Annotated in this window: 29 protein-coding genes; 12 read left to right on the top strand and 17 right to left on the bottom strand. The window is 64.8% G+C overall.

Annotation, left to right across the window (positions count from 1 at the left end; genetic code table 11):
* Positions 1 to 3 precede the first annotated feature (3 nt).
* Positions 4 to 543, bottom strand: coding sequence for a chorismate--pyruvate lyase family protein (locus tag ABHF91_RS01050; protein WP_409421660.1), 540 nt, complete (start codon positions 541 to 543; stop codon positions 4 to 6).
* Positions 544 to 677: 134 nt separating this feature from the next.
* Here ABHF91_RS01050 and ABHF91_RS01045 point away from each other — a divergent pair, with 134 nt between their 5' ends.
* A complete protein-coding gene (locus ABHF91_RS01045; protein ID WP_409421659.1) occupies positions 678 to 1,088 on the top strand; it encodes a flagellar basal body-associated protein FliL in 411 nt (136 codons plus the stop codon).
* A 21-nt stretch (positions 1,089 to 1,109) separates the two neighbouring features.
* Here ABHF91_RS01045 and glpG read toward each other — a convergent pair whose 3' ends face one another.
* The 7 genes from glpG to ABHF91_RS01010 all read right to left on the bottom strand — a co-directional run bounded on the left by glpG (position 1,110) and on the right by ABHF91_RS01010 (position 7,229).
* Positions 1,110 to 1,946 carry a rhomboid family intramembrane serine protease GlpG gene (gene glpG / locus ABHF91_RS01040; RefSeq protein WP_409421658.1) on the bottom strand — a complete coding sequence of 279 codons (837 nt, stop codon included), beginning with the start codon at positions 1,944 to 1,946 and terminating at the stop codon, positions 1,110 to 1,112.
* The gene (gene glpE, locus ABHF91_RS01035; protein ID WP_409421657.1) at positions 1,943 to 2,260 is read right to left on the bottom strand and encodes a thiosulfate sulfurtransferase GlpE; all 318 of its coding nucleotides are present in this window, start codon (positions 2,258 to 2,260) and stop codon (positions 1,943 to 1,945) included. Before glpE ends, glpG begins: the two co-directional genes overlap by 4 nt.
* Before the next feature lie 93 nt (positions 2,261 to 2,353).
* On the bottom strand, positions 2,354 to 3,055 hold the full coding sequence (locus ABHF91_RS01030; protein WP_409421656.1) for an ABC transporter ATP-binding protein: 702 nt from the start codon (positions 3,053 to 3,055) through the stop codon (positions 2,354 to 2,356).
* Between the two features lie 10 nt (positions 3,056 to 3,065).
* Positions 3,066 to 3,830: a high-affinity branched-chain amino acid ABC transporter ATP-binding protein LivG gene (livG, locus tag ABHF91_RS01025; RefSeq protein ID WP_409421655.1), complete on the bottom strand. Its 765-nt coding sequence runs from the start codon at positions 3,828 to 3,830 to the stop codon at positions 3,066 to 3,068.
* Positions 3,827 to 5,080, bottom strand: a complete 1,254-nt coding sequence (locus tag ABHF91_RS01020) for a high-affinity branched-chain amino acid ABC transporter permease LivM (protein ID WP_409423066.1) — start codon at positions 5,078 to 5,080, stop codon at positions 3,827 to 3,829. Before ABHF91_RS01020 ends, livG begins: the two co-directional genes overlap by 4 nt.
* The gene (gene livH, locus ABHF91_RS01015) at positions 5,080 to 6,003 is read right to left on the bottom strand and encodes a high-affinity branched-chain amino acid ABC transporter permease LivH (protein ID WP_409421654.1); all 924 of its coding nucleotides are present in this window, start codon (positions 6,001 to 6,003) and stop codon (positions 5,080 to 5,082) included. Before livH ends, ABHF91_RS01020 begins: the two co-directional genes overlap by 1 nt.
* A gap of 107 nt (positions 6,004 to 6,110) precedes the next feature.
* On the bottom strand, positions 6,111 to 7,229 hold the full coding sequence (locus tag ABHF91_RS01010; protein WP_409421653.1) for a branched-chain amino acid ABC transporter substrate-binding protein: 1,119 nt from the start codon (positions 7,227 to 7,229) through the stop codon (positions 6,111 to 6,113).
* Between the two features lie 450 nt (positions 7,230 to 7,679).
* Between ABHF91_RS01010 and ABHF91_RS01005 the strand changes: the two genes are divergently transcribed.
* Positions 7,680 to 8,687: a substrate-binding domain-containing protein gene (locus tag ABHF91_RS01005; RefSeq protein ID WP_409421652.1), complete on the top strand. Its 1,008-nt coding sequence runs from the start codon at positions 7,680 to 7,682 to the stop codon at positions 8,685 to 8,687.
* Here the strand turns inward: ABHF91_RS01005 and ABHF91_RS01000 are convergent.
* Positions 8,684 to 9,334 carry a TetR/AcrR family transcriptional regulator gene (locus ABHF91_RS01000; protein ID WP_409421651.1) on the bottom strand — a complete coding sequence of 217 codons (651 nt, stop codon included), beginning with the start codon at positions 9,332 to 9,334 and terminating at the stop codon, positions 8,684 to 8,686. The two genes, ABHF91_RS01005 and ABHF91_RS01000, sit on opposite strands and share 4 nt — an antisense overlap.
* Positions 9,335 to 9,502: 168 nt before the next feature.
* On the opposite strand from ABHF91_RS01000, the gene rfaD reads away from it, so the two are divergent.
* The 3 genes from rfaD (at position 9,503) to ABHF91_RS00985 (ending at position 12,644) form a co-directional block, all read left to right on the top strand.
* Positions 9,503 to 10,456 (top strand): ADP-glyceromanno-heptose 6-epimerase, encoded by a 954-nt coding sequence (gene rfaD, locus ABHF91_RS00995; protein ID WP_409421650.1) that lies wholly within the window; start codon positions 9,503 to 9,505, stop codon positions 10,454 to 10,456.
* A 97-nt stretch (positions 10,457 to 10,553) separates the two neighbouring features.
* Positions 10,554 to 11,570, top strand: coding sequence for a polysaccharide pyruvyl transferase family protein (locus ABHF91_RS00990; RefSeq protein WP_409421649.1), 1,017 nt, complete (start codon positions 10,554 to 10,556; stop codon positions 11,568 to 11,570).
* Between the two features lie 18 nt (positions 11,571 to 11,588).
* Positions 11,589 to 12,644: a CDP-glycerol glycerophosphotransferase family protein gene (locus ABHF91_RS00985; RefSeq protein WP_409421648.1), complete on the top strand. Its 1,056-nt coding sequence runs from the start codon at positions 11,589 to 11,591 to the stop codon at positions 12,642 to 12,644.
* A gap of 81 nt (positions 12,645 to 12,725) precedes the next feature.
* Here ABHF91_RS00985 and ABHF91_RS00980 read toward each other — a convergent pair whose 3' ends face one another.
* Together ABHF91_RS00980 and ABHF91_RS00975 are read right to left on the bottom strand one after the other, a co-directional pair.
* On the bottom strand, positions 12,726 to 13,820 hold the full coding sequence (locus tag ABHF91_RS00980) for a glycosyltransferase (protein WP_409421647.1): 1,095 nt from the start codon (positions 13,818 to 13,820) through the stop codon (positions 12,726 to 12,728).
* Between the two features lie 14 nt (positions 13,821 to 13,834).
* Positions 13,835 to 14,908 (bottom strand): glycosyltransferase, encoded by a 1,074-nt coding sequence (locus ABHF91_RS00975; RefSeq protein WP_409421646.1) that lies wholly within the window; start codon positions 14,906 to 14,908, stop codon positions 13,835 to 13,837.
* 135 nt (positions 14,909 to 15,043) lie between these two features.
* Here ABHF91_RS00975 and waaA point away from each other — a divergent pair, with 135 nt between their 5' ends.
* Complete coding sequence (waaA, locus tag ABHF91_RS00970; RefSeq protein WP_409421645.1) at positions 15,044 to 16,327, top strand: lipid IV(A) 3-deoxy-D-manno-octulosonic acid transferase; 1,284 nt, start codon at positions 15,044 to 15,046, stop codon at positions 16,325 to 16,327.
* Here the strand turns inward: waaA and ABHF91_RS00965 are convergent.
* Complete coding sequence (locus tag ABHF91_RS00965) at positions 16,315 to 17,031, bottom strand: 3-deoxy-D-manno-octulosonic acid kinase (RefSeq protein ID WP_409421644.1); 717 nt, start codon at positions 17,029 to 17,031, stop codon at positions 16,315 to 16,317. The two genes, waaA and ABHF91_RS00965, sit on opposite strands and share 13 nt — an antisense overlap.
* A gap of 88 nt (positions 17,032 to 17,119) precedes the next feature.
* Between ABHF91_RS00965 and ABHF91_RS00960 the strand changes: the two genes are divergently transcribed.
* A complete protein-coding gene (locus ABHF91_RS00960) occupies positions 17,120 to 18,187 on the top strand; it encodes a glycosyltransferase family 9 protein (RefSeq protein ID WP_409421643.1) in 1,068 nt (355 codons plus the stop codon).
* Positions 18,184 to 18,675, top strand: coding sequence for a pantetheine-phosphate adenylyltransferase (coaD, locus tag ABHF91_RS00955; protein WP_409421642.1), 492 nt, complete (start codon positions 18,184 to 18,186; stop codon positions 18,673 to 18,675). Before ABHF91_RS00960 ends, coaD begins: the two co-directional genes overlap by 4 nt.
* Before the next feature lies 1 nt (position 18,676).
* Here the strand turns inward: coaD and mutM are convergent, their stop codons facing one another.
* The 5 genes from mutM to radC all read right to left on the bottom strand — a co-directional run bounded on the left by mutM (position 18,677) and on the right by radC (position 21,272).
* Positions 18,677 to 19,489, bottom strand: a complete 813-nt coding sequence (gene mutM / locus ABHF91_RS00950) for a bifunctional DNA-formamidopyrimidine glycosylase/DNA-(apurinic or apyrimidinic site) lyase (RefSeq protein ID WP_409421641.1) — start codon at positions 19,487 to 19,489, stop codon at positions 18,677 to 18,679.
* The gene (locus ABHF91_RS00945; protein ID WP_409421640.1) at positions 19,489 to 19,950 is read right to left on the bottom strand and encodes a hypothetical protein; all 462 of its coding nucleotides are present in this window, start codon (positions 19,948 to 19,950) and stop codon (positions 19,489 to 19,491) included. Before ABHF91_RS00945 ends, mutM begins: the two co-directional genes overlap by 1 nt.
* A gap of 90 nt (positions 19,951 to 20,040) precedes the next feature.
* Positions 20,041 to 20,211 (bottom strand): 50S ribosomal protein L33, encoded by a 171-nt coding sequence (gene rpmG, locus ABHF91_RS00940; RefSeq protein WP_345009773.1) that lies wholly within the window; start codon positions 20,209 to 20,211, stop codon positions 20,041 to 20,043.
* A gap of 11 nt (positions 20,212 to 20,222) precedes the next feature.
* A complete protein-coding gene (gene rpmB / locus ABHF91_RS00935) occupies positions 20,223 to 20,459 on the bottom strand; it encodes a 50S ribosomal protein L28 (protein WP_345009774.1) in 237 nt (78 codons plus the stop codon).
* A 138-nt stretch (positions 20,460 to 20,597) separates the two neighbouring features.
* Positions 20,598 to 21,272 carry a RadC family protein gene (gene radC, locus ABHF91_RS00930; RefSeq protein WP_409421639.1) on the bottom strand — a complete coding sequence of 225 codons (675 nt, stop codon included), beginning with the start codon at positions 21,270 to 21,272 and terminating at the stop codon, positions 20,598 to 20,600.
* Positions 21,273 to 21,460: 188 nt separating this feature from the next.
* On the opposite strand from radC, the gene coaBC reads away from it, so the two are divergent.
* The 4 genes from coaBC to ABHF91_RS00910 are packed head-to-tail and all read left to right on the top strand — an operon-like array spanning position 21,461 to position 24,585.
* Entirely contained in the window at positions 21,461 to 22,666 is a 1,206-nt protein-coding gene (gene coaBC / locus ABHF91_RS00925; RefSeq protein ID WP_409421638.1) for a bifunctional phosphopantothenoylcysteine decarboxylase/phosphopantothenate--cysteine ligase CoaBC, read from the top strand.
* Positions 22,653 to 23,108, top strand: coding sequence for a dUTP diphosphatase (gene dut / locus ABHF91_RS00920; protein WP_409421637.1), 456 nt, complete (start codon positions 22,653 to 22,655; stop codon positions 23,106 to 23,108). Before coaBC ends, dut begins: the two co-directional genes overlap by 14 nt.
* 28 nt (positions 23,109 to 23,136) lie before the next feature.
* A complete protein-coding gene (slmA, locus tag ABHF91_RS00915; RefSeq protein ID WP_409421636.1) occupies positions 23,137 to 23,733 on the top strand; it encodes a nucleoid occlusion factor SlmA in 597 nt (198 codons plus the stop codon).
* A gap of 24 nt (positions 23,734 to 23,757) precedes the next feature.
* Complete coding sequence (locus ABHF91_RS00910; protein WP_409421635.1) at positions 23,758 to 24,585, top strand: mechanosensitive ion channel domain-containing protein; 828 nt, start codon at positions 23,758 to 23,760, stop codon at positions 24,583 to 24,585.
* The last annotated feature ends 52 nt before the right edge of the window (positions 24,586 to 24,637 follow it).

Here is a 24,637-nt window from a genome sequence, read left to right as displayed (position 1 = left end):
GGATCACTCCTCGTAGGGCGGGGCATGGGGCAGGAATACCTCGGTGAGCTGCAGCCGCACCGGACCGCTGGATAGCCAGGAACGCCGCCCCCACAGGGCCCCGGTCGGCGGCGGGCAGCCCCAGCCCGCCAGGGCGGCGACGAAGGCCGGCACGGCGGCAAAGTCCGCCAGCACCAGGGGCTCGCGGCGCAGATCCGGCTGGCTGAACAGCCACTCCCCCAAGGGCCTGTCCCCCAGGCCGGCCAGCGCCGGTGCCTGGTCCAGCTGCTCACGGGGCACCCGGGTCAGCGCCCAGACCAGGGGCCGCTCATCCAGACACAGGAGTACCTGGCGACACTGCCAGTCCTGGTCCTGGGCCTGCCAGGCCGGCCCCAGCAGGGTGACGCCGAACCGTCCGGGCAGGCCGCGCAGGGCGGCGGTGAGGGAGCCGGTGTCCCGCAGCCAGCGCGCCAAGGGCGCGGGCAGCGCGCACGCCTCGGCCGCGCGCCAGTCAGGCTCGGTCACATCCAGGGGCAAGGCAGGGGGGCGGACGGCGCAACGCAAGAGGGGTCTCCTGTTAAAAACCCGGACATTATGGTGAAAGCGGCGTGAAAATGTAAGGCGTCGTACGCTTGACGCCACCGGCGCTAACCAGAACAATAATTGAGTCACCTCCACGACTTACATAACGAGAAATCATGCTGAAGAGACTGACTTGCGGGATGCTGTTGTTGTTCGCTGCCCAGCTGCAGGCCGAAGAGGCCGCCGCCCCGGCACAGCCAAACAATGCCTACGCCTATTACGCCCTGGATCCCGAGATCATCACCAACTACATCACGGACGGCACCCAGATGGGCTATGTGCGCATCAAAGTGGAGATCATGGTGGATAACAACGCCGATCTGGCCCTGGTGGAGAAGCACGACCCCCTGATCCGCGACGCCCTCAACCGCATCCTGGGCAAGCAGACCGCCGAGCAGGTGCGTTCTCTGAAGGGGCGGGAAGAGATCCGCAAGGAGTGCCAGACCAAGCTGAACCAGCTGTTGGTGGAAGAGACGGGCCACAAGTTGATCCGCGAGCTGATCTTCACCAACTACCTCTATCAATAAGCGCCCGTCAGTCAGGGCGCCCTAGCGGGGCGCCGGCTTGCGACTGTCTACCCAGCCCTGCAGCAGGCCGATCCCCAGGCCCCCCAGATGCGCCATGTTGGCCATGCTGGGGCCGAACAGGTGGAAGAAGCCCAGCACCAGCCACAGCAGCATGAAGCCCAGCAGGCCGTTACTCACCGGCTGCTCGGCCCAGCCCTGGCGGCGAGGCAGGATCCACAGGTAGGCCAGCAGGCCATAGGCCACCCCGGAGAGACCGCCGAAGTCCGGCCCCACCAGCACCGCCTGCAGCAGGTTGGGCACGCAGCCCGTCACCAGAAACAGCAGCAGCAGCTTGCCCGAGCCCAGTCGCCGTTCGATGCGCCCCCCCAGGTACCACCACCACATGAGGTTGAACACCAGGTGCAGCACGGAGAAGTGCAGCAGAGTCGGGGTGAGAAAACGCCAGATCTGCCAGCTGGTGAGCTGATCCAGGCTGGTGTGAAAGCCCAGCAGGGCGAACATGGGCAGGCCGATATAGCTGAGCAGAAACACCGCCACACAGGCCAGGGCCACCAGCAGGGTGACCGGGCCCGCCTGCAACAGCAGCTCGGCCAGCAACTGGTGCTGCCCCGCCGAATAGTCCACCCGGGTGTGCGGCCGCTCGCTGCTCCAGGCCGCCTCGGCATAACGGGGATGATAGGGCTCCTTGAGGAAGCGCTTCACCTCCAGCTCCGCCTCCGTGGTGCGGCTGTCATCCACCAGCCAGATGGAGATGCCCATCTCGGACTCAGTCAGCTCGCAGGGAATGCCCCGGCTGGCCAGAAAGTCGGCCAGGCTCTGGGCCAGGCGACCATCGTCCAGTACCAGCAGCTGTTTCATGAGCGCTCCACCTCGAAGCGCAGCCCCCAGTCGGCGAAGCCGCCGTCCACGCTGTAGACCTGCTCATAGCCCTGCTCCGCCAGGTATTGGGCGGCGCCCTGGCTGCTGTGGCCGTGATAGCACATCACCAGCACAGGGGTGTCGAAGCTCACCTCGGCCAGGAAGCGACCCAGGCTCTCCTGGTTGAGGGGAAAGGCACCGGGGGCATGGCCCTGGGCGAAGGAGGCAGGATCCCGGATATCCACCAGGCGGCAGCCGGTTTGCTGCAGCAGGGTGTGGGCCTGTTCTGTGGTGATACGTTGAAACTGGGACATGACAGCCTCGCGACGGCGGCGGAATGAATCCGAGAATTGTTAAAAAAAAGATCCCGCCTGGCAAGGGCCAGACGGGATCTTGTGTCGATACGCTTAACCGCCCAGGTAGGCGTTGCGCACCCCGTCGTTGGCCAGCAGGTTGGCCCCCGTGTCTTGCAACACGATGCGACCATTCTCCAGCACATAGCCGCGATCCGCCAGACGCAGGGCCTGATTGGCGTTCTGCTCGACGAGGAAGATGGTCATGCCCTTCTCCCGCAGCCGCTCAATGATGTCGAAGATCTGCTGGATGACGATGGGCGCCAGCCCCAGGGAGGGCTCGTCCAGGAACAGCAACCGCGGCTTGCTCATCAGCGCCCGGCCGATGGCCAGCATCTGCTGCTCGCCGCCGGACATGGTGCCGGCCCGCTGATTCACCCGCTCCTTCAGGCGCGGAAACAGCTCGAACACCTCGGCCTTCAGCCGCTCGGCCTCCGCCTTGTCCACGAAGAAGGCGCCCATGCTCAGGTTCTCCTCCACCGTCAGGCGGCTGAAGATGCGCCGCCCTTCCGGCACTATGGCGATGTCACCGCGCATGATGCGGGCGGTGGAGAACTGGGTGATGTCCTCCCCTTCAAACAGGATCTGGCCGGTGGCGGGCTTGGGCTCGCCACAGATGGTCATCAGCAGGGTACTCTTGCCGGCGCCGTTGGCGCCGATCAGGGTGACGATCTCCCCCTGCTTGATCTCGATGCTCACATCATTCAGGGCCTGGATCTTGCCGTAGAAGGTGGAGACGTTTTTGACTTCTAACATGTCGGCTCCCTTATGACTCGCCCAGATAGGCCTTGATGACGTCCGGATTGGTGCGGATCTGCTCCGGCGTGCCGTTGGCCAGGGGGGTGCCCTGGTTCACCACGTAGATGCGATCGGAGATTTCCATCACCAGCTTCATGTCGTGCTCGATGAGCAGCACAGACACCCCCTGCTCCCGCCGCAGATCGCCGATGAGCCGGTTGAGCTCTTCGGTCTCCTTGGGGTTGAGGCCGGCGGCCGGCTCGTCCAGCATCAGGATCTTGGGCTGGGTGCACATGCAGCGGGCGATCTCCAGGTGGCGCTGCTGGCCATAGGCCAGGTTGCCGGCGGAGCGGTTGGCCAGCTCACTCAGGCCCACCTGCTCCAGCCAGAAACCGGCCCGTTCCAGGGCCTGGCGCTCGGCCCGGCGAAAACCCGGGGTCTTCAGCAGACCGGCCAGGAAGTTGGTGTTCAGGTGGCGATGCTGAGCGATCAGCAGGTTTTCCAGCACCGTCATCTCCTTGAACAGGCGGACGTGCTGGAAGGTGCGCACCACCCCCTTGCGGGCGATCTGGTGGCCCGGCAGGCCCTGGATGGGCTCGCCCTGCAGCAGTATCTGCCCCTCGGTGGGACGGTAGAAACCGGTCAGGCAGTTGAAGACGGTGGTCTTGCCCGCACCGTTGGGACCTATGATGGAGACGATCTCTTTCTCATTGAGCGCCAGCGCCACGCCGTTGACCGCCAGCAAGCCGCCAAAGCGCATGGTCAGGCCGGAGACATCCAGTAACTTGGTCATTTACGCAACTCCAGATGGGGACGGCTCATGGGCAACAGGCCCTGGGGCCGCCACACCATCATGAACACCATCAGCAGACCGAACATCAGCATCCGGTACTCGTTGAACTCACGGGCCAGCTCAGGCAACACCGTCATGATGATGGCGGCCAGCACCACGCCGATCTGGGAGCCCATGCCACCGAGCACTACGATGGCCAGTATGATGGCCGACTCGATGAACACGAAGGACTCGGGGCTGATGAAGCCCTGGCGGGCGGCGAAGAAGCTGCCGGCAAAGCCGGCGAACCCGGCGCCTATGGTGAAGGCGGTCAGCTTGATCACCGTGGGATTCAGCCCCAAGGAGCGACAGGCGATCTCGTCTTCCCGCAGCGCCTCCCAGGCGCGGCCCAAGGGCATGCGCAGCAGGCGGTTGATGATGAACAGGGTGAACAGCACCAGCAGCAGGGCCATCAGGTAGAGGAAGATCACCTTGTGATCGGCGTTGTAGCTGATGCCGAAGAAGGTGTGGAACGCCTCGTTGCCCGGCTCCTTGGCACGGCGGGCAAACTCCAGGCCGAACAGGGTCGGCTTGGGAATGTTGGCGATGCCGTTGGGGCCGCCGGTCAGGCTGGTGAGGTTGTTCAACAGGATGCGGATGATCTCGCCAAAGCCCAGGGTGACGATGGCCAGGTAGTCACCCCGCAGCCGCAGCACCGGGAAGCCCAGCAGGAAGCCGAACAGGGCCGCCATGCCGCCGGCGATGGGCAGACACTCCCAGAAAGAGAGGCCGAAGTAGCTGTTGAGCAGGGCATAGGTGTAGGCCCCCACGGCGTAGAAGCCCACGTACCCCAGATCCAGCAGCCCCGCCAGGCCCACCACCACGTTGAGACCCAGCCCCAGCATGATGTAGATCAGGGTCAGGGTGGCCAGGTCCACCACGCTGCGGGAGACCAGGAAGGGCCCCGCCACGGCGGCGATCAGCACCAGAATGGCCAGACCGCGATACAGCCAGGGATTCTTGTCCTGACTGGGTAGACTCCACTCCGGCAGGCCGGCCTTCACCTTCTCCTTGTGGGTGGTGATATGCACCCGGAACAGCTGGAAGAAGAACACCAGGGCCACGCCCCCCACCAGGAAGGGCCAGGCGTTGTCCATCTGGCTCACCACCACCAGGTTGATCCCCTCGGCCTGCAGGCGGAAGCCGAACAACCAGAGGGCCAGCAGCAGGAAGACGACGCTGGCAATCAATGCACGCTTGAGACTGGTCATCATACCTTCTCCACCTCAGGACGCCCCAGGATCCCCGTGGGCATGAACAGCAGGATGAAGATCAGCAGGCCAAAGGAGACCACATCCTTGTACTCGGTACTCAGGTAACCGGCGGTCATGGCCTCGGTCACCCCCAGCAGCAGCCCCCCCAGCACGGCGCCGGGGATGGAGCCTATGCCCCCCAGCACGGCGGCGATAAAGGCCTTGAGGCCCGCCATGAAGCCGATGGTGGGGTTGATGACGCCGTAGTACATGCCCAGCAGCACCCCGGCCACCGCCGCCAGGGCGGCACCGATGACGAAGGTGATGGCGATGACGGCATTGGTGTCGATGCCCAGCAGGTTGGCCATCTTGATGTCCTCGGCACAGGCGCGGCAGGCGCGGCCCATGCGGGAGCGGGAGATGAACCAGGTCAGGCCCGTCATGCTGAGGAAGGTCACCACGAAGATGATGAGCTGCATGTAGGAGAGGTTGGCGGTGAAGCTGTCCACGCCAAACTGCCAGCCGCCGGAGACCAGGGCCGGAATGGCCACGTCCCGGGAGCCCTGTTCCAGCCGGACCAGGTTCTGCAGGAAGATGGACATGCCGATGGCGGAGATCAGCGGGATCAGGCGGTTGCCGCCCCGCAGCGGCCGGTAGGCCACCCGCTCTATGGTCCAGCCATAGGTACTGGTGATGACGATGCTGGCGATGAAGGCCGAGCCCATCAGCAGCACGCTGCTGTCGATGCCCATCATCATCAGGCCCGCCATCACCATGAAGGCCACGTAGGAGCCAATCATGTAGATCTCGCCGTGGGCGAAGTTAATCATGCCGATGATGCCATAGACCATGGTGTAGCCGATGGCGATCAGCGCATAGGTGCTGCCAATGGTCAGGCCATTAAACAGCTGCTGGATAAAATAAAAGAGGTGTTCAGACATACGCTTGTAATCCTGTTGGCCCCTGATGGGGCCGTGCCCGGACGGACACCGGCGATATAGCAAAGGGGCGGTCCATGCCGCCCCTTAGGCTAATGCCTCTGTGACTGTTACTGAAGCTGGGTGGAGGTGCCGTCGGCGTGCCACTTGAACACACCGAACTCGAAGCCCACCAGGTCCCCAGTCTTGCCCCACTGCAGCGGCCCCATGACGGTGTCCACCGGCTTGGCGCGCAGTGCGGCGGCCACGGCTTCCGGATCCTCACCGGCCTGCTCGATACCGGCCTTGATGGCCTGCATGGCGGCATAGGTGGTCCAGACGAACGGACCGGAGGAGTCCTGATTCTTGGCCTTGAAGGCGGCCACCAGATCGGCGTTGGCCGGATCCAGATCGTACTTCTTCGGCAGGGTCACCAGCAGGCCTTCGGAGGCCGGGCCGGCGATGGCGGAGATGTCCTTGTTACCCACACCTTCCGGGCCCATGTAGGTGGCCTTGAAGCCCTTCTCGGCGGATTGGCGCAGCAGCAGGCCCAGTTCCGGGTGGTAGCCGCCGTAGTAGACGAAGTCCACGTTCAGCTTCTGCAGCTTGGCGATCAGGGCGGAGAAGTCCTTGTCACCGGCGGTGATGCCTTCGAAGGCCACCACGTTGACACCGGCTTCCTTCAGCTTCTTCTCCACGCTGGTGGCGATGCCTTCACCATACTGCTTCTTGTCGTGCAGCACGGCCACGGCCTTGGGCTTGACCTGGCTGACGATGTAGGCGGCGGCGGTGGGGCCCTGGTCGCTGTCCAGGCCTATGGTGCGCAGGGTCAGGTTATAACCGCGCTCGGTCACCTTGGGGCTGGTGGAGGCCGGGGTGATCATCAGGATGCCTTCGTCTTCATAGACGTCGGAAGAGGGCAGGGTGCTGTCGGAGCAGAGGTGACCCACCACGAACTTGATGCCGTCGTTGACGATCTTGTTGGCCACGGCCACGGCTTGCTTGGGATCACAGGCGTCATCGTAGGGGATGGCTTCCACCTGCTTGCCGGCGATGCCGCCGGCCTTGTTGAACTGCTCGGCCGCCATGAAGCCGCCGATGAACTCCATGTCACCGTACTGGGCTACCGGGCCGGTCTGCGGGCCGGCGATGGCGATCTTGATGGTGTCAGCGGCCTGGGCCTGTGCGGCCAGCCCCACCAGGGCGAAGGCCACTGCGGCCCCCAGGGTTTTCTTTGTCCATTTACTCATGTCTCTTCCCTCTATATTTATAGTGTTTCCGCACGGCCGCCGGCCAGAGCCGGCCCAAGCGCATGGGATGGCGTTTTTTCTATCACCGGGAACGGTGGCAAACAAGGGTGAAGAATAAAAATTTTCTCTTATTTTTCATATTGTTAGCATGTAATGTCACCAACAAACTCGACAAAGTCAGTCAATAAAACCAACAAAAACCCACCTTTCCTGGATTTTTATAAAACAAAATTCACATAAACCAGTTTATTATTCTGATGCCTTGCCGCTTTTATCGCCGTTTGCCGCCCGGATGAAAACACCCCAATCGGCGCCCTTGGCGAAGTTTTATCCCTAAGCGGCTCGGCTGGCTAGCGAATGAACCAGCTTGAGAATGATCTCTCGGAAAGACCGGGGGTTTTCTGCTAGATTTGGCAACTTTTACTGCAATGGCAAGAGAGTTGAACAGCGATGGCAACCATTAAAGACGTAGCGGCCCGGGCCGGAGTCTCCATCTCCACCGTCTCCCATGTGCTCAATCACACCCGCCGCGTCAGCGAGGAGGCCACCCGCAACGTGCTGGAAGCCGTCAGCGCCCTCAACTACGCCCCCAACTCGGTGGCCCGCAGCCTCAAGGTCAACCGCACCCGCACCCTGGGCCTGCTGGTCACCGCCAGCACCAACCCCTTCTTCGCCGAGGTGGTCAAAGGGGTGGAAGACTATGCCTTCAACCAGGGCTACAGCCTGATCCTGTGCAACACCGAAAACCAGTTCGAACGTCAGCGCCACTACCTGCGCATGCTGATGGAGAAGCGGGTGGATGGCCTGCTGGTGATGTGCACCGACCTGGACGAAGCCATCCAGGAACTGATGCGCAGCTACCAGCACGTACCCCAGGTGGTGATGGACTGGGGTGGCAGCAGCGACTTCGCCAACGTGATCAACGACAACGCCCGCAACGGCGCCTACCTGGCGGCCCGCTATCTGCTGCAGATGGGGCACCGCCACATCGCCTGTATCAGCGGCCAGCTGCACAAGGCCACCACTCAGCTGCGGCTGGACGGGGTGCGGGATGCCCTGGCCGAACTGGATCTGCGCCTGACGGACGATCTCATCTTCGAAGGGGATTACGAAAGCCAGAGCGGCTTCGATGCCATGCAACAGATACTGGCGCTGCCCCAGCGTCCCACCGCGGTGTTCGCCTTTGACGATCCCATGGCCATGGGCGCCCTGTGTGCCGCCCATCAGGCCGGCATCCAGGTGCCGGAAGAGATCTCCATCATGGGCTACGACGATACCGAGCTGGCCCGCTTCACCTGCCCGCCCCTGACCACCATCAACCATCCCAAGGCCGAGCTGGGCAAGACGGCGGTGGAACTGCTGATGGCCCGGATCCGTAACAAGGAGCTGGCCACCGAGTCCCTCACCGTCAAACCCGAACTGGTGGTGCGTCAGTCGGTGGCCGCCCCCCGCGCCTAAGTCTCCCCCTCCAGCAGCACAAAGTGTTGCCCCATGTCATCCAACTCGGCCAGGTGATCCTGGGCGATATAGGGGCGAAACAGGAACAGCAGTTGGGGGATCAGGGCCCGCAACCGACGCTGGGTGATGGGTTGATTGGGCTGCAGGGTCAGCTGATAGGGGATCCAGAACATCGCCAGCTGCTTGAACAGATGGCTCAACATGGCCAGCTGAGCCTCGTCCGCCAGCAGGATCCCTGCGGCCTGCAGGCCACCCAGGTGATCCTGCAATGTGTTGAACACCAGCTGCTGCACCGGCTTGTAATCCTCCCGCAGCTGGGCATCCCGCCCCAGCAGATCCGGCAGGTTTTCGTAGATGAAGCGGTAACGCCACATGATGTGCAGCACACCATCCAGATAGTGGACGCTGGTGCGCAGGCTGTCCGCCTCGCTGGGCGACGGCAGTGTCATGTGACGGGCCAGATCCTCGGCATACAGGCCAAAGATGGCGCGGATGACGTCTTCCTTGTTGCGGAAGTGGTAGTAGAGGTTGCCCGGGCTGATGCCCAGATGGGCCGCGATGTGATTGGTGGTGACGTTCTGCTCCCCATCCCGGTTGAACAGCTCCACCGCCGCCAGCACGATTCTATCCCTGGTTTTTATACGCATGTGCTCTCCTCCTGCCCAGCCTGTATACCACAGTTGGTGAACCCTGCCTCCTGGGATATGTTCACCCTGCAACTGTGATACACTTTTGCCAGCAAAATCAGGCGGGCCAAGCCCCGTCCCTCTCCCATCCACCGCCTGCAGGCGGCCCCGACGCGAGGCTCCAACACTATGATCATCGTCACTGGTGGCGCCGGTTTTATCGGCAGCAATCTGGTCAAACTCCTCAATCAACAGGGTCGCACAGACATAGTGGTGGTGGACGATCTCAGCGACGGCACCAAGTTTGCCAACCTGGTGGATCTGGATATCGCCGACTACCTGGACAAGGACGAGTTCATCGCCCGAGTGGTCTCCGGCGACCCCTTCGAAGAGTGGGACGAGATCGAGGTGATCTTCCACCAGGGGGCCTGCTCCACCACCACGGAGTGGAACGGCAAGTTCGTCATGGACGTCAACTACGAGTACTCCAAGGATCTGCTCTATTTCTGCCTGGAACGGGGCATCTCGCTGATCTACGCCTCCTCCGCCGCCACCTACGGCGGCCGCAACGACAACTTCATCGAGGAGCGCCACTACGAGCAGCCCCTCAACGTCTACGGCTACTCCAAGTTTCTGTTCGACGAATACGTGCGCCGCATGCTGCCCCAGACCAACAGCCAGATCGTCGGCCTGCGCTACTTCAACGTCTATGGCCCCCGGGAGCAGCACAAGGGCAGCATGGCCAGCGTGGCCTTCCACCTCAACAACCAGATGCTGGCCGGTGAGAACCCCAAGCTGTTTGAAGGCTGCGACGGCTTCCCCGACGGCGGCCAGACCCGCGACTTCGTCTACGTGGACGACGTCTGCCGGGTAGCCCTCTGGTTCTGGCAGCATCCCACCAAGCGCGGCATCTACAACTGCGGCACCGGCCAGGCCGAGCCCTTCCTCAACGTGGCCAACGCCGTGATCCAGCACCATGGTCACGGCCAGGTGGAATTCATCCCCTTCCCGGATCACCTCAAGGGGCGCTACCAGAGCTACACCCAGGCGGATCTGACCCAGCTGAGATCCACCGGCTGCGACGTGCAATTCCGCAACGTGGCCGATGGGGTGGCGGAATACCTGGCCTGGCTGAATCGCTAACCGAGCGCCGCCCTCGCCTGGCGGACAAAACAGATAACAACGGGCGCCGCGGCGCCCAGCCCCTGCGCCGTTCAACAAACCTGATTTGGAGCTTTGCATGTCCCTCGCCAAAAAACTGGAACAAGTCGGCCTCAACCGTTTTTCCGCCGTCACCAACGACGATCTGATCGCCCTGTTCAATTCCAGTATCGGCAGCCTGAACGTGGGGGACGAGATCATCAACGACTCCATCCGTCGGGAGTTGTTGCAGCTGTTCCCCCGGGAGCAGTTCCTGCAGCTGACCACCCACGACGGCATCAGCTCCGTGGGGATCAGCCGGGCCAACAAGGCCAAGTACCGCTTCATCTGCGGCTCCAACCTCATCGGCGGCAAGATGTTCACCTCCCGGCAGTGGAACGTCGGGCCGTTGGACGTGCTGCGGCTGCGGGAGGTGGTCACCCTCGGGGTCGGCTGGCAGAAATACCGCAACCAGACCTCCCTCTACTCCCGCTGGTTCTATCAGGCCCTGTTCTCCAAGCAGTACCAGCACTCGGTGCGGGACAACTACACCCGCCTGCGACTGGCCGAGGCCGGGGTGAAGAACGTGATCAACACCAGCTGCCCCACCACCTGGATGCTGACCGAGGAGCACCTGGCCAAAGTGCCGGAGCAAAAGGGCGACGAGGTGATCTTCACCATCACCGACTGGCGCAAGGATCACGCGGCGGACAACCACCTCATCCGCACCCTGCGCCAGCACTACCGCAAGCTCCACTTCTGGGTACAGGCCGCCCGGGATATCGAATACATGCAGCAGCTCAGCGAGTTCGGTGACGATATCCAGGTGGTGCCACCCCGCCTGGATGACTTCGACCGCCTCCTGCGGGAGACCCCGTCGCTGGACTATGTGGGCTCCCGTCTGCACGGCGGCATCCGCGCCCTGCAGCACGGCCGCCGCACCCTGATCATCGGGGTGGACAACCGGGCGCTGGAGAAGAAGCAGGACATCAACCTGCCGGTCATCGACCGCAAGGAGCAGGAGCAGCAGCTGGCCGAGCGCGTGGCCCAAAGCTGGGCCACCGAGGTGCGGATCCCCCTGGACCGCATCCATGAATGGAAACAACAGTTTCGCTAAGCCACAGAGCCGCCACCCATGAGCCAACGCCGCTACCTGCTGTACGCCGAACAAGACTACGCCTACGCCATGCTGCGCCCCCTGCAGCAGGCCATCCTGGCCCGGGGGGATCAGGCCGCCTGGTTCCTGGCCGGCAGCCAGATACACCCGGCCTATATCAAGGCCGACGAGACCCGCCTGCCCACGGTGCGGGCCGTCTGTGACTGGTGCCCCGATGCCGTGCTGGTGCCCGGCAATACGGTGCCCAGCTTCATTCCCGGCCTCAAGGTCGACATCTTCCACGGCTTCAACGTGGCCAAGGCCACCCGCAGCGACGATCGCGGCCACTTCAACATCCGTGGCTGCTTCGACCTCTACTGCACCCAGGGGCCGAACACCACCGCCGGCTTCGTCAGCCGCGCCCGCCAGCATGGCTATTTTGAGGTGGTGGAGACCGGCTGGCCGGCTCTGGACCCCCTGTTTCAGCCCGCCGCCGAGGCGCAGAACGAGGATCCACGGCCGACCATACTGTTCTGCTCCACCTTCACCCCGGCCCTGAGCGCCGCCCCCCTGCTCATCGACGAGATCCGCCGGCTGCGGGACACGGGGCGCTGGCGCTGGCTGGTGCAGTTCCATCCCAAGATGGCTCCCGAGGTGGTGGCGGCCTATCAAGCCCTGCAGAACGAACACCTGCGCTTCGTGGAGACCGACAACGTCATCCCCCTGCTGCAACAGGCCGATGTGATGCTCTGCGACACCTCCTCCGTGATGACCATGTTCCTGTTGCAGCGGCGGCCCGTGGTCACCTTCCGCAACCAGACGGTGGGGGACCGGGCGCACCTGCTGGATGTCAGCCGGATAGAGGAACTCGAAGCGGCCCTGGCCAACGCCCTGAGCCGCCCGGCGCCCCTGCTGGCGGCGATAGACGGCTTCATCCGGCAGACCCATCCCTACCGGGACGGCCGCGCCAGCGAGCGGGTGCTGGATGCGGTGGAGGCGCGCCTGGCCCGGGGTCGGGGCGACTTGAAGGCCAAACCGTGGAATCTGCTGCGCACCTTCAAGGAGCGCCGCAAGCTGGGCTACTGGTGGCCCTGAGCCAAGGATTCACGCACCGCCACACACCACAAACTAAAGAGGCCGTCAGATGACGGCCTCATTGTGTTGATGGGACGGGATTCAACCGGGCTGACACAGCGCCAGATAGCGACGGGCTATGGTCCGGGCGGACACCTTGTCCAGGATCTCGGCCTCTGCCACCGGCGGATACTCGGCCAGGGCGGCCCGGGTCGTCGCGGCCAGGGCGGCCGGATCCCGCCGCGGCACCAGGAAGCGGGCCAGGGGGCCGGTCAGTATCTCCACCGGACCTGTGGGACAGTCGGTGCTCACCACAGGGGTGCCACAGGCCAGCGCCTCGATGAGCACGGTGGGCAAGCCCTCAAAGTCAGAGCTCAACACCAGCGCCTTGGCCGCCGCGATCCAGGGATAGGGATTTTGCTGAAACGGCGGCACCAGCACCCGCTCCGCCACCCCGGCGGCCTCGGCGGCGGCCCGCACCTTGTCCGGATGATTGGAGAGCAGCACCAGCCGGGGCGCCTCCGGCATCAGCTTGAGGGCCGCAAACAGCACGTCGTGACGCTTCTGGCGGGCAAAGCGACCGATATGGATGAGATAGGGTTCCGCCGGCAGCGCCGGCTGCGGCTCCCTAGCCAGGGCCTGGATGTGCGCCAGATCGAAGGGATTGTAGATGGTCTGCATGGCGGCCGGGTGGATCCGCCCCTTGCGGCGGATCTCCTCGCCGATGCCGTCCGAGACTGTGATGAGCCGCTTGCCGTCCAGGCATTTGACCCAGCGCCACTTGCGGTAGTACTTGATGGGCCCCAGGCGCCACTCCCGGCGCAGGGTCTCCTCCAGGGAGGCGTGCACCACATAGTGGCTGTTGGGCCAGTCACAGGCCGCCACCAGGCGATCGCAGCGGGAGGTGTTGGACAGAATGAGATCGAAGGGGCCGGCCGCCGCCACCCGCTCCGCCATCAGGGCCTGCAGATCGCGGACGCTGCGGGCCATGCGGCCGCGGCTGTCCAGCCGGCGCTGGCGACTGTCGTACAGGTAATGCAGCCGCAACCCATCGGGCAGCACGAAGTCACCCCGCTTCTCCAGCACCAGCAGCTCAACCTCGGCGCCCTCGGCCGCCAGAGCCTGATACAGGCTCAGCATCACCTTGGTGACGCCGCCGCCGGAGCAGGAGGGAATGATGATGGCAACACGGGGCATGGGGACTCCTTGGGTTAGGCACACAGGGCCAGGTATTGGGCGGCGATATGCTCCCCCGCCACGGCGGCCAGGATGGCCGGTTCAGCCACATCCGGTGGATTGCGCAGACAGGCCAGGGCGGTGGCCGCCAGCGCCGCCGGATCCCGCCGGGGCACCAGGCAGGCCGCCAACGGGCCGGTCAAGATCTCCTTGGGGCCGAACGGGCAATCCGTGCTCACCACAGGGGTGCCGCAGGCCAGCGCCTCGATGAGCACGGTGGGCAGGCCTTCGTAGTCGGAGCTCAGCAGCATCAGCTCGGCCCGGGCGATCCAGGCATAGGGGTTATGCTGAAAGCCCGGGGTGAGGATGCGGGACTCGACTCCGTAGCGACGGGCCAGGCGGCGGACCTTCTCCGGCCGGTTGCACAGCAGCACCAATGGCGGTGCGTCGGGCATGCGCCGCAGGGCGTCGAACAGGATGTCGTGGCGCTTTTGCCGGGTGAAGCGCCCCACATGGATCATGAAGGGCCCGTCCGGCAGCCCCTCCACCGGCGCCTGGGCCAGCTGGCGAATGCGCTCCAGCTGGAACGGGTTGTAGATGGTCTGCACACTCTCCGGCTTGAGCCAGCGGCTGGCCCTGAGTTCGGCGGCTATACCGTCTGAGACCGTGATGATCCGCTTGCCGATGAGGGCCCGCGCCTCCTGCCAGCGCCGCCAGAACTTGAATGGGCCGTGGCGCAGCTCCGCCAGCAGCTCCTGCTGCAGCGCGCAGTGGCAGAAGTAGTAGCAGGGGGCGAAGTCGCAGCCCGCCACCACCCGGTCGCACTTGGTGGAGTTGGACAAGAAGAGATCGAAGCGCCCCTGCTCCGCCTCCACCGCCCGCACCTGGCGCATCAGCTGCTGCTGGCTGGCCGCCAGACTCAGCGGCTGGGCCTCATCGAACACCTGATGCAGGGCGATCCCCGCCGGGGGCAGGAAGTCGCCGCCGGGATGGAAGATGAACAGGTGCACGCTGTGCCCCGCCTGCTGCAGGACTTCGGCCTGGCTCAGGGCGATCTTGACGGTGCCATTGGCATTGAGGTTGTTGCAAAAGACGGCGATGCGCTTCATTCCGGGCGGCGGGTTCAGTCAGCGATGAGTGGCCGGATGATAGCATGCTTTGATCCGAAAGCCGTGACGCCGGCGTCTTGAGTCCTGAACCCCCATCACGGATACTGGCTGCCATTTTTCCCTGCGACGACCGCCATGCTCTATCGCCTGATCTACACCCTGCTCATCTACCTTGCCCTGCCCGTGGTGCTGTACATCACCTACCGTCCCCAGGCCGGCAAGCCGGGCTATGGCCGGCGCTGGAAGGAGCTGCTGGGCTGGGTGCCGCCGCTCAAAGCCGAGGCGCCCCTGTGGATCCACACCGTCAGCGTCGGCGAGTCCCTGGCGGCCATGTCGCTCATCCGCCAGCTGAAGGCCGAGCAACCGGATCTGCCCCTCCTGGTGACCACCACCACCCGCACCGGCGCCGATCAAATCGCCCGCCTGGGGGATCTGGTGGAGCACAGGTACGCCCCGCTGGACTACCCAGGCGCCGTGGCCCGCTTTCTCAACCGCACCCGCCCCCGGGCCCTGGTGATCATGGAAACCGAGCTGTGGCCCAACTGGCTGGCGGCCTGCGGTCGCCGGCAGCTGCCGGTGGTGGTGATGAACGCCCGGCTGTCGGAGCGCTCCTGCCAGCGCTATCAGAAGGTGAGCGGGGTGTTTGCCAGCATGAGCCGGCAGGTCAGCCTGTTCCTCTGCCAGCATCGCGACGATGCCGCCCGCTTCCTGCGGCTGGGGGTCCCACAGAGCCGGGTCCAGGTGACCGGCTCCCTCAAATACGACATCCAGCTGGATCCTGAACAGGTGAGCGCCGGCGAGCAGCTCAGGCGGACCCTGCAGGCCCGCCCGGTGTGGATCGCCGCCAGCACCCATCCCGGTGAAGACGAGCTGCTGCTGGCACAGCTGCCCAGGATCCGCGCCGCCCATCCAGACAGCCTGCTGATCCTGGTGCCGCGCCATCCGGCGCGCTTCGAGCCGGTGGCGGCCCTCTGCCAGCAGGCGGGCTTCGCCCTGGCCCGCCGCAGCCGGCAGGAACCCATCACCACCGACACCGCCATCTATCTGGCGGACACCATGGGGGAGATGCCGCTGCTGCTGCAGATGAGCGATCTGGCATTTATGGGGGGCAGCCTGGTGCCGGTGGGGGGCCACAACCTGCTGGAACCCGCCAGCCTGGGCAAGCCGACCCTGATCGGCCCCCACAGCTTCAACTTTGCGGACGTGACCCATCAGCTGTGCGAGCAGAAGGCCTGTCGTCAGCTGGCGGATGCGGAGGAGGTGGCCGCGGCTGTGTGTGAGCTGCTGGGGGACGCGGCGCTGCGCCAGCAGATGGGGATGCGGGCCTTCGATGTGGTGGCCGCCAACCAGGGCGCCCAGCGCAAGACGCTGCAGGCCATACTGGGGACCCTGGCCCAGGCGCAGGCTCAGCCGGCCTGATAGCCTGCCATCAGCTCGTCCCAGTCCGCCTCCTGCCAGAAGAAGGCGGTGTGCAGCCCCTGCTCCTTGCGCAGGGAGCGCTGCAGCCGCGCCAGCATCTGCGGCTGCCAGCGCCCGGGGGCGCGAATGGCACACTTGTCGAAATCAATGACCCAGACCTTGCCCTGCGCATCCAGCAGCAGGTTGTGGCTGTTCAGATCCGAGTGCCAGGCGCCCTCCTCGTGCAGCAGGCGAATGACCACGCCAACCTTGCGCCACTCCTCGCCAGTGAGCGCTCGCTCACGCAGCAGACTCACCAGATCCCGCGCCCCAGGGATCCGCTCCAGCAGGAGATCGGCCCGATAGCAGAGCCCCTGGCGGGTTACCCGGGCGGCCACCGGCCTGGGCACCGGCAGGCCCGCCGCCCACAGGTCGTTGAGCAGGGCGAACTCACGATAGCAGCGGCTGCGGGCCAGGCCTGTGTAGCAGAACCTGTCCCCCAGCAGCTTGCCCAGCAGGCCGCCGCGCCAATAGTGGCGCAGCACCAGCTCACAGCGGGGGCCGCGGATAAACCAGGTGACGCCCCGCCCATGGGACTGACCCAGCACGGCGTCCTGCCGCTGCCAATGGGCGGGGTCGAAACAGGCGGCGCCGAACTCGGGTAACAGGCTGGCGTCATACCAGCTGGCGGCAGATCCTTCTTGCCAGTGTTGCAATTGCTGCATCCGCAGTCTCTTCTCGGGTAGGGGGGGACATTTTACAACCCCGGCCCGAGTTTGCATAATGCGCCCATTTCCCCTGTGGAGTTGCCCCATGCCCCTCTTCTCCTCCGCGCCCCGCCGCCTGTGCGTGCTGCGCCTGTCCGCCATCGGCGATTGCGTCAATACCGTGGCCGTCATCCAGGCCATCCAGCGGCAATGGCCCAGCACCGAGATCACCTGGATCATGGGCAAGCTGGAGGCCAGCCTGTTGGGGGATCTGCCGGGGGTGACTGTGATCCCCTTCGACAAGAAGGCGGGCTGGCGTGGCTATCGGCAGGTGTGGCAGCAACTCAAGGGCCAGCGCTTCGACGCCCTGCTGCACATGCAGGCCGCCCTGCGGGCCAGCCTGCTGACCCTGGGGATCAAGGCGCGCCACCGCATCGGCTTCTGCAAGGCGCGGGCGGCCGACGGTCAGTGGCTGTTCACCAACCACAAGGTGCCGGCGCCCCCCCTGGCCAAGCGCCATGTGGTGGACAACCTGCTGGGCTTCGCCGCCGAACTGGGGGTGACGGATCTCGCCCCGCGCTGGACCATCCCCACCGCCGCCGCGGACGACGCCTGGGCCCAGGCGCAGCTCCAGGGGAAACCGACCCTGCTGCTGAGCCCGTCGGCCAGCAAGGCCAGCCGCAACTGGCAGACCGCCGGCTATGCGGCCCTCATCGCCCACGCCCAGGGCAAAGGGCTGCAGGTGGCGCTGTGTGGCGGCCCCAGCCAGGGTGAGCGCCAACTGGGTAGCGAGATCGTCGCCGCCTGTGCCCAGCCGCCCCTCAACCTGATAGGCCAGACTAACCTTAAGCAGTTGCTGGCCCTGATGAAGCAGTCCCGCATCCTGGTCTCCCCCGACTCGGGCCCCGCCCACATGGGCAACGCCGCCGGGGTGCCGGTGCTGGGACTGTACGCCGATCAGACGCCACGTCGCACCGGTCCCTACCTCTGGCAGGCCGAGACCGTCAGCGTGTTCGAGCCCCTGATGCTGGCCCAGACCGGCATGACCCTGGATCAGCTGCCCTGGCGCACCCGCCTCAAGCAGGCGGATGCCATGGAACAGATCACGGTACCCATGGTGCTGGCCGCCTTCGATCGGCTGCTGGCACAGACCGCTCAAGGAGACGCCTCATGACCCGCGCCCTGTTTCCCGGCACCTTCGACCCCTTGACCCTGGGCCACCAGGATCTGATCCAGCGGGCCGCCCGCCTGTTCGACGAGGTGATCGTCGCCATCGCCATGAGCCCGGGGAAACGGCCGCTGTTTGAGCTGGAGGAACGGGTGGCGCTGGCCCGAGCGGTCTGCGCCCAGTGGCCCAACGTGCGGGTGGATGGCTTCTCCGGTTTGCTGGTGGATCATCTGCGCCAGACCGGCGCCAACGTGCTGTTGCGGGGGGTGCGCTCCCTGAGCGACTTCGACTACGAGCAGCAACTGGTGGGCATGTATCGCCGCATGGTGCCGGATCTGGAGATCCTCTACATGCCCACCGCCGCCGAGCTGGCCTTCATCTCCTCCACCCTGGTGCGGGAGGTGGCCCTGCACGGCGGCGATGTGGCCTGCTTCGTGCCGCCCTCCGTGGCCGAGGCGGTGCGCGCCCGCATCGCCGGCGACCACTCCGCCTAGCCTAGCGTTGGCACAGGGGGCAGAACACGGTACTGCGCTGCCCCAGGCGGATCTCTTCCAGCGGATGGCCACAGGCCAGGCAGCCCTGGCCGGCCCGGCCGTACACCTGCAGCTGCTGGGCAAAGTAGCCCGGCTTGCCATCGGCCTTGGTGAAATCCTTCAAGGTGGTGCCCCCCTGGCCGATGGCCCGGGTCAGCACCGCCTTGATCTCCGCCACCAGCACCTCGGCCTCGCTTGCCCTCAGGCTGCCCACCGGGCGCCTGGGGTCGATGTGGGCGGCAAACAGCGCCTCGTTGGCGTAGATGTTGCCCACCCCCACCACCAGGTGATTATCCATCAGCCAGGGCTTGATGGGCCCCTTGCGGCCACGGCTGCGGGCCAGCAGGTAGTCGGCGGTGAAGGCGTCGGTGAGGGGCTCGGGGCCCAGCTTGGCCAGCAGGGGGTGGCGGGCCGGATCCTCCGGCGTCCACAGCAGGGCGCCGAAGCGCCGCGGATCATGCAGCCGCAACAGCAGGCCGTTGCCCAGCTCGATATCCACATGATCGTGCTTCATCACGGGGGCGCCGAGGGGCAGCACCCGCAGGTTGCCGGACATGCCCAGGTGCAGGATGGCGGTGCCCAGCTCGGTCTCCAGCAGCAGGTACTTGGCCCGGCGGCGCACCGACAAGATGGTGCAGCCCACCAGTTGCTGGATGTCGGCGGGCACGGGCCAGCGCAGGCGCGACTCCCGCACCCGCACCGCCGTGATGGTCTGGCCCGCCAGGTGGGGCGCTATACCCTGACGGGTGACTTCGACCTCGGGCAGCTCAGGCATCAGTGACCCCCGCCGAGCAGGTTGCGGTACTGATCCTGACTGAGGCTCAGCAGTTGGCCGCGCCAGTTCACCACCGCATACTGGCCCTGATCCTGATACAGCTGCAGGGTGACGGGTTCCGTCACCCCGGCCAGCCAGACGGTCAGCTCCATGGCCGATCCCCGCACCGCCATCTCCGCCGGCGGCAGCTGCCAGCCCTGCCACTGATTGAGCACCGCGTCGAGCCCGGCGCCATCCAAGCCCAGATCCGGCACCGAGCGCCAACTCTGCCCCACGCGCTCGATGCGCCAGGCCGGCGCCGCCCAGGTCAGCACCACGGCGCCGGTGGGCAGCAGGCCGTCGGTCACCGGCGCAGGATCCTTGCCGGTGAGCCGTTCGTCGCTCAGCCGCAGCACCACTATCATCACCAGCACCAGCAGTATGATGACGTTGTTCCAGCCTTTCTTGGTCAGTCGCTTCATGCTCTTCTCCCCTGCTGGGCGCAGTGTAGCCCGAGGGACGGGCATAAAAAAACCCGGTACGAGACCGGGCTTTTTTCAAGGGGCGATCAATTACTTGATCTTGCCTTCCTTGTAGATCACATGCTGACGAACAACGGGATCAAACTTCTTGATCTCCATCTTCTCAGGCATGGTGCGCTTGTTCTTGGTAGTGGTGTAGAAGTGACCAGTACCAGCGCTGGAGTTCAAGCGAATCTTTTCGCGTCCACCTTTAGCAGCCATGAGCTATCTCCTTACACTACTTCGCCGCGGGCGCGCAGATCTACCAGAACTGCTTCGATCCCCAGCTTGTCGATGATGCGCATGCCCTTGGTGGAAACACGCAGCTTGACGAAACGCTTCTCGCCTTCAACCCAGAAACGGTGAGTTTGCAGGTTCGGCAGGAAACGACGACGGGTCGCGTTCTTGGCGTGGGAACGGTTGTTACCCACTGCCGGACGCTTACCGGTTACTTGGCACACTCTAGACATGTCAGTCTCTCCAAAATCTTACTTCTAATTGCTCGAGCATTTCTTAGCCCCGCTGGCCTGTTGCGGGGCCATATAGAAGGCGGCATTTTATACAGCATCGCTCGGCAAAGATCAAGCTAAAGCCTGACCGTGATCGACTCACAGCCAACCACGTTCGGCAAAAGATACGGTTTCGCCATCCCCGATGACCAGATGATCCAGCACCCGAACATCGATGAGGCCCAGAGCCGCACTGAGGCGCGCCGTCAGCGCGCGGTCGGCCCGGCTCGGTTCCGCCACTCCGGACGGGTGATTATGACAGAGGATGACGGCGGCTGCATGATGTTTTAACGCACTGCGCACCACCTCCCGGGGATAGACGCTGGCGGCATCCAGGGTGCCGACAAACAGCTCCAGAAACGTCACCACCCTGTGCTGGTTGTCCAGCAGCAGCAGGGCGAACACCTCCTGCTGCCGATCCCGCAGCTGGGCCTGCAGGTAGCGGCGGGTGGCCTGGGGGCTGGTGAGCACGTCATCCCGCTGCAGCGCCTCCGCCAGATGACGGCGGCTCATCTCCAGCACCGCCTGCAGCTGCACGAACTTGGCCGTTCCCAGGCCGTGGGCCTGGCAGAACTGCTGCTCGTCCGCCGCCAGCAGGGCCCGCAGGCCGCCAAACTGCGCCAGCAGCTGCCGGGCCAGGGTCACCGCATCGCAACCGGCCACCCCGGTGCGCAGGAAGATGGCCAACAGCTCGGCATCGCTCAAGGCCCCCGGCCCCTTGGCCAGCAACTTCTCCCGGGGCCGCTCCCCCGCCGGCCAGTCTCGAATGCTCATAGCACACCACTCCCCAAGCCAATCCAGAAGAAACGTTAGCCAGGCCAGACCTAGGCTCCCCTGTCAGGTCTGACAGGCGACCAACCCCAGATGACAGAAAAATGAAGTGTGACAAGCCAGTCTGCTCCGGGGGGTGGCCTGTGTTATCTTAGCCCGTCTTCTTTCTCACTAATGGAATCACGCTACCCATGGGACTGGCTAACAAACGCATTCTGCTGGGAGTCAGCGGCGGGATTGCCGCCTACAAGAGCGCCGAGCTGGTGCGTCGTCTCAAGGACGCCGGCGCCGAGGTGCGGGTGGTCATGACCGACGCCGCCCGGGCCTTCATCACCCCCCTCACCCTGCAGGCGGTCTCCGGCCATGCCATACCGCAGGGGGTGCTGGATCCGGCCAGCGAGCTGGGCATGAACCATATCGAGCTGGCCAAGTGGGCGGATCTGGTGCTGCTGGCGCCCGCCACCGCCAACCTCATCGCCCGGCTGGCCGCCGGCATGGGGGACGAGCTGCTCACCACCCTCTGCCTGGCCACCCCGGCCCCGGTGGCCGTGGCGCCGGCCATGAACCAGCAGATGTACCTGCATCCCGCCACCCAGGAGAACCTGCAGACCCTGGCACGGCGCGGCGCCCACATCTGGGGGCCGGATGCCGGCGTCCAGGCCTGTGGCGACGTGGGTCCGGGCCGCATGCTGGATCCCCTGGTGCTGGTGGATCACTGCGTGCGCTTCTTCACTCCGGCCCGGTCGGATCTCAAGCTGCTGATCACCGCCGGTCCCACCCGGGAGGCGCTGGATCCCGTGCGCTTCATCAGCAACCACAGCTCCGGCAAGATGGGCTTTGCCCTGGCGGCGGCCGCCGCCGAGCTGGGGGCCCAGGTCACCCTGGTGGCCGGTCCCGTTGCCCTGCCGACCCCGCCCGGCGTCACCCGCATCGACGTGGAGAGCGGCCTGCAGATGCATGAGGCGGTGATGCGCCTGGCCCCCGAGCAGCAGATCGTCATCGGCTGCGCCGCCGTAGCCGACTACCGGGCCGCCGAAGTGGCACCGCAAAAGATCAAGAAGACCGCCGATAAGGATGCGCTGACCCTGTCCCTGGTGAAGAACCCAGACATCATCGCCGAGGTCGCCGCCCTCTCCCCCCGCCCCTTCGTGGTGGGCTTTGCCGCCGAGACCGAACGGGTCGCCGAGCACGCCCAGGACAAGCTCAAGCGCAAGGGGCTCGACATGATCGCCGCCAACGACGTATCCCGTCCCGAGCAGGGCTTTAACAGCGACCACAATGCCCTGACGGTATTCTGGCAAGGCGGCAGCCAAACCCTGCCCCTGGCCACCAAAACCGAGGTGGCCCGCCACCTGATCGCCCTGATAATAAAGAAGTCACACCATGAAGCAGATTGAACTCAAGATCCTCGACCCTCGCCTCGGCAAGAACTTCCCGCTGCCGGCCTACGCCACCCCGGGTTCCGCCGGCCTGGACCTGCGCGCCTGCCTGGACGCGGCCCTGACCCTGCAGCCGGGGGAAACCCAGCTGATCCCCACCGGGCTGGCCATCCACATCGCCGATCCCAAGCTGTGCGCCACCATACTGCCGCGCTCCGGCCTGGGGCATAAGCACGGTATCGTGCTGGGCAACCTGGTGGGGCTCATCGACTCGGACTACCAGGGTCAGCTGATGGTTTCCATGTGGAATCGCAGCCAGGCAGCCTTCGAGATCCAGCCCGGCGATCGCATCGCCCAGCTGGTGTTCCTGCCGGTGGTGCAGGCCAGCTTCAGCATCGTCGGCGAATTCGAAGGTTCGGAGCGGGGTGAGGGCGGCTTCGGCTCCTCCGGCCGCCAGTAAGCGTCAGCAGTCAAGGGAAGTCACCGTCATGACGACAGCGCATAACAGCCCCAACCGGCGTGAACAGATACTGCAGGCCCTGGCCCTGATGCTGGAGCACCAGCACGGTCAGCGCATCACCACCAAGAGCCTGGCGGCGGAGGTCGGCGTCTCGGAGGCCGCCCTCTATCGCCACTTTCCCAGCAAGGCACGGATCTTCGAGGGGCTCATCGACTTCATCGAGGAGACCCTGCTCTCCCGGGTCAACCTGATACTGCAGGAGGAGAAGGAGACCCTGGTGCGCTGCGAGCGGCTGCTGCAGCTGCTGCTCACCTTCGCCGAACGCAACCCGGGGATCACCCGCATCCTCACCGGCGATGCCCTGCAGGGCGAGCACGAACGGCTGCGGGTGCGCATCACTCACATGTTCGACAAGCTGGAGAGCCAGCTCAAGCAGGTACTGCGTGAGAAGCGACTGCGGGAAGGCCAGGGTTTTGAGGTAGATGAGACCCAGCTGGCCAACCTGCTGCTGGCCTATGTGGAGGGCCGTCTGAGCCAGTTCGTGCGCAGCCAGTTCCAGAAAAAGCCCATGGACAACTTCGACACCCAATGGCAGTTTATCCACAATCAGCTGCTCCAGAGCTGAGACATTGCATTTAAAGGAGAAACCATGGAAACCGAGATCCTCACCGACGCCACCCACTGGCTCGCCAGCAATCAAGGGCTGTTCATCGAGTACGCCGTGAACATCGCCGCTGCCCTGATCACCCTGGTGGTGGGCTGGTTTGTCGCCAATCTGTTCAGCCACGGCCTGGTGCGGGTGATGAACAACCGCCGGGTAGACGTCACCATCACCGGCTTCATCGGCAATCTGGTGAAGTACACCATTCTGGCCTTCGTGGTGATCGCCGCCCTCAGCCGCATCGGGGTACAGACCGCCTCCTTCGTCGCCATCATCGGTGCCGCTGGTTTGGCCGTCGGCTTGGCGCTGCAAGGCTCCCTGTCCAACTTCGCCGCCGGGGTGCTGCTCATCATCTTCCGCCCCCTGAAGGCCGGTGAGTACGTGGAAGTGGCCGGTACCGCCGGCAGCGTCACCCAGGTACAGATCTTCACGACCGTGCTGACCACCCCGGACAACAAGGTGGTGGTGGTGCCCAACGCCAATGTGCTGAACGGCAATATCGTCAACTACTCCCGCATGGCTACCCGCCGGGTGGACATGACCTTCGGCATCGGTTACGGCGCCGACCTGCACCAGGCCAAGCAGATCCTCGAAGGCCTGCTGGCCGCCGACAGCCGCATCTTGAAGGATCCGGCCTGGACCATCGCCGTGGGCACCCTCAACAGCTCCTCCGTGGATCTGGTGGTGCGACCCTGGGTCAACACCGCCGACTACTGGGGGGTGTTCTTCGATCTGCAGGAGAAGGTGAAGCTGGCCTTCGACGAAGCGGGTATCGAGATCCCCTTCCCGCAGATGACGGTGCACCAGGGCCAATAAGCCCACCGCCCCAAAAAAAACCGCCAAGCTTGGCGGTTTTTTTTCGTCGGCT

Source organism: Pseudaeromonas aegiceratis (assembly GCF_046254905.1).
Classification (GTDB): domain Bacteria; phylum Pseudomonadota; class Gammaproteobacteria; order Enterobacterales; family Aeromonadaceae; genus Pseudaeromonas; species Pseudaeromonas aegiceratis.
The sequence above is the reverse complement of the archived record's forward strand: the minus strand, read 5'-3'. Positions and strand labels throughout refer to the sequence as shown.

Coding starts and splice junctions, on each gene's coding strand:
- ABHF91_RS00985 (WP_409421648.1), top strand. CDS start 11,589: ATGAGCCAACGCCGCTACCTGCTGTACGCCGAACAAGACTACGCCTAC.
- ABHF91_RS00990 (WP_409421649.1), top strand. CDS start 10,554: ATGTCCCTCGCCAAAAAACTGGAACAAGTCGGCCTCAACCGTTTTTCC.
- waaA (WP_409421645.1), top strand. CDS start 15,044: ATGCTCTATCGCCTGATCTACACCCTGCTCATCTACCTTGCCCTGCCC.
- slmA (WP_409421636.1), top strand. CDS start 23,137: ATGACGACAGCGCATAACAGCCCCAACCGGCGTGAACAGATACTGCAG.
- radC (WP_409421639.1), bottom strand. CDS start 21,272: ATGAGCATTCGAGACTGGCCGGCGGGGGAGCGGCCCCGGGAGAAGTTG.
- glpG (WP_409421658.1), bottom strand. CDS start 1,946: ATGAAACAGCTGCTGGTACTGGACGATGGTCGCCTGGCCCAGAGCCTG.
- ABHF91_RS00960 (WP_409421643.1), top strand. CDS start 17,120: ATGCCCCTCTTCTCCTCCGCGCCCCGCCGCCTGTGCGTGCTGCGCCTG.
- coaD (WP_409421642.1), top strand. CDS start 18,184: ATGACCCGCGCCCTGTTTCCCGGCACCTTCGACCCCTTGACCCTGGGC.
- glpE (WP_409421657.1), bottom strand. CDS start 2,260: ATGTCCCAGTTTCAACGTATCACCACAGAACAGGCCCACACCCTGCTG.
- ABHF91_RS01045 (WP_409421659.1), top strand. CDS start 678: ATGCTGAAGAGACTGACTTGCGGGATGCTGTTGTTGTTCGCTGCCCAG.
- coaBC (WP_409421638.1), top strand. CDS start 21,461: ATGGGACTGGCTAACAAACGCATTCTGCTGGGAGTCAGCGGCGGGATT.
- rpmG (WP_345009773.1), bottom strand. CDS start 20,211: ATGGCTGCTAAAGGTGGACGCGAAAAGATTCGCTTGAACTCCAGCGCT.
- ABHF91_RS01000 (WP_409421651.1), bottom strand. CDS start 9,334: ATGCGTATAAAAACCAGGGATAGAATCGTGCTGGCGGCGGTGGAGCTG.
- mutM (WP_409421641.1), bottom strand. CDS start 19,489: ATGCCTGAGCTGCCCGAGGTCGAAGTCACCCGTCAGGGTATAGCGCCC.
- ABHF91_RS00965 (WP_409421644.1), bottom strand. CDS start 17,031: ATGCAGCAATTGCAACACTGGCAAGAAGGATCTGCCGCCAGCTGGTAT.
- ABHF91_RS00910 (WP_409421635.1), top strand. CDS start 23,758: ATGGAAACCGAGATCCTCACCGACGCCACCCACTGGCTCGCCAGCAAT.
- ABHF91_RS00975 (WP_409421646.1), bottom strand. CDS start 14,908: ATGAAGCGCATCGCCGTCTTTTGCAACAACCTCAATGCCAATGGCACC.
- ABHF91_RS01005 (WP_409421652.1), top strand. CDS start 7,680: ATGGCAACCATTAAAGACGTAGCGGCCCGGGCCGGAGTCTCCATCTCC.
- ABHF91_RS00980 (WP_409421647.1), bottom strand. CDS start 13,820: ATGCCCCGTGTTGCCATCATCATTCCCTCCTGCTCCGGCGGCGGCGTC.
- ABHF91_RS00945 (WP_409421640.1), bottom strand. CDS start 19,950: ATGAAGCGACTGACCAAGAAAGGCTGGAACAACGTCATCATACTGCTG.
- rpmB (WP_345009774.1), bottom strand. CDS start 20,459: ATGTCTAGAGTGTGCCAAGTAACCGGTAAGCGTCCGGCAGTGGGTAAC.
- ABHF91_RS01020 (WP_409423066.1), bottom strand. CDS start 5,080: ATGACCAGTCTCAAGCGTGCATTGATTGCCAGCGTCGTCTTCCTGCTG.
- rfaD (WP_409421650.1), top strand. CDS start 9,503: ATGATCATCGTCACTGGTGGCGCCGGTTTTATCGGCAGCAATCTGGTC.
- livG (WP_409421655.1), bottom strand. CDS start 3,830: ATGACCAAGTTACTGGATGTCTCCGGCCTGACCATGCGCTTTGGCGGC.
- livH (WP_409421654.1), bottom strand. CDS start 6,003: ATGTCTGAACACCTCTTTTATTTTATCCAGCAGCTGTTTAATGGCCTG.
- dut (WP_409421637.1), top strand. CDS start 22,653: ATGAAGCAGATTGAACTCAAGATCCTCGACCCTCGCCTCGGCAAGAAC.
- ABHF91_RS01010 (WP_409421653.1), bottom strand. CDS start 7,229: ATGAGTAAATGGACAAAGAAAACCCTGGGGGCCGCAGTGGCCTTCGCC.
- ABHF91_RS01030 (WP_409421656.1), bottom strand. CDS start 3,055: ATGTTAGAAGTCAAAAACGTCTCCACCTTCTACGGCAAGATCCAGGCC.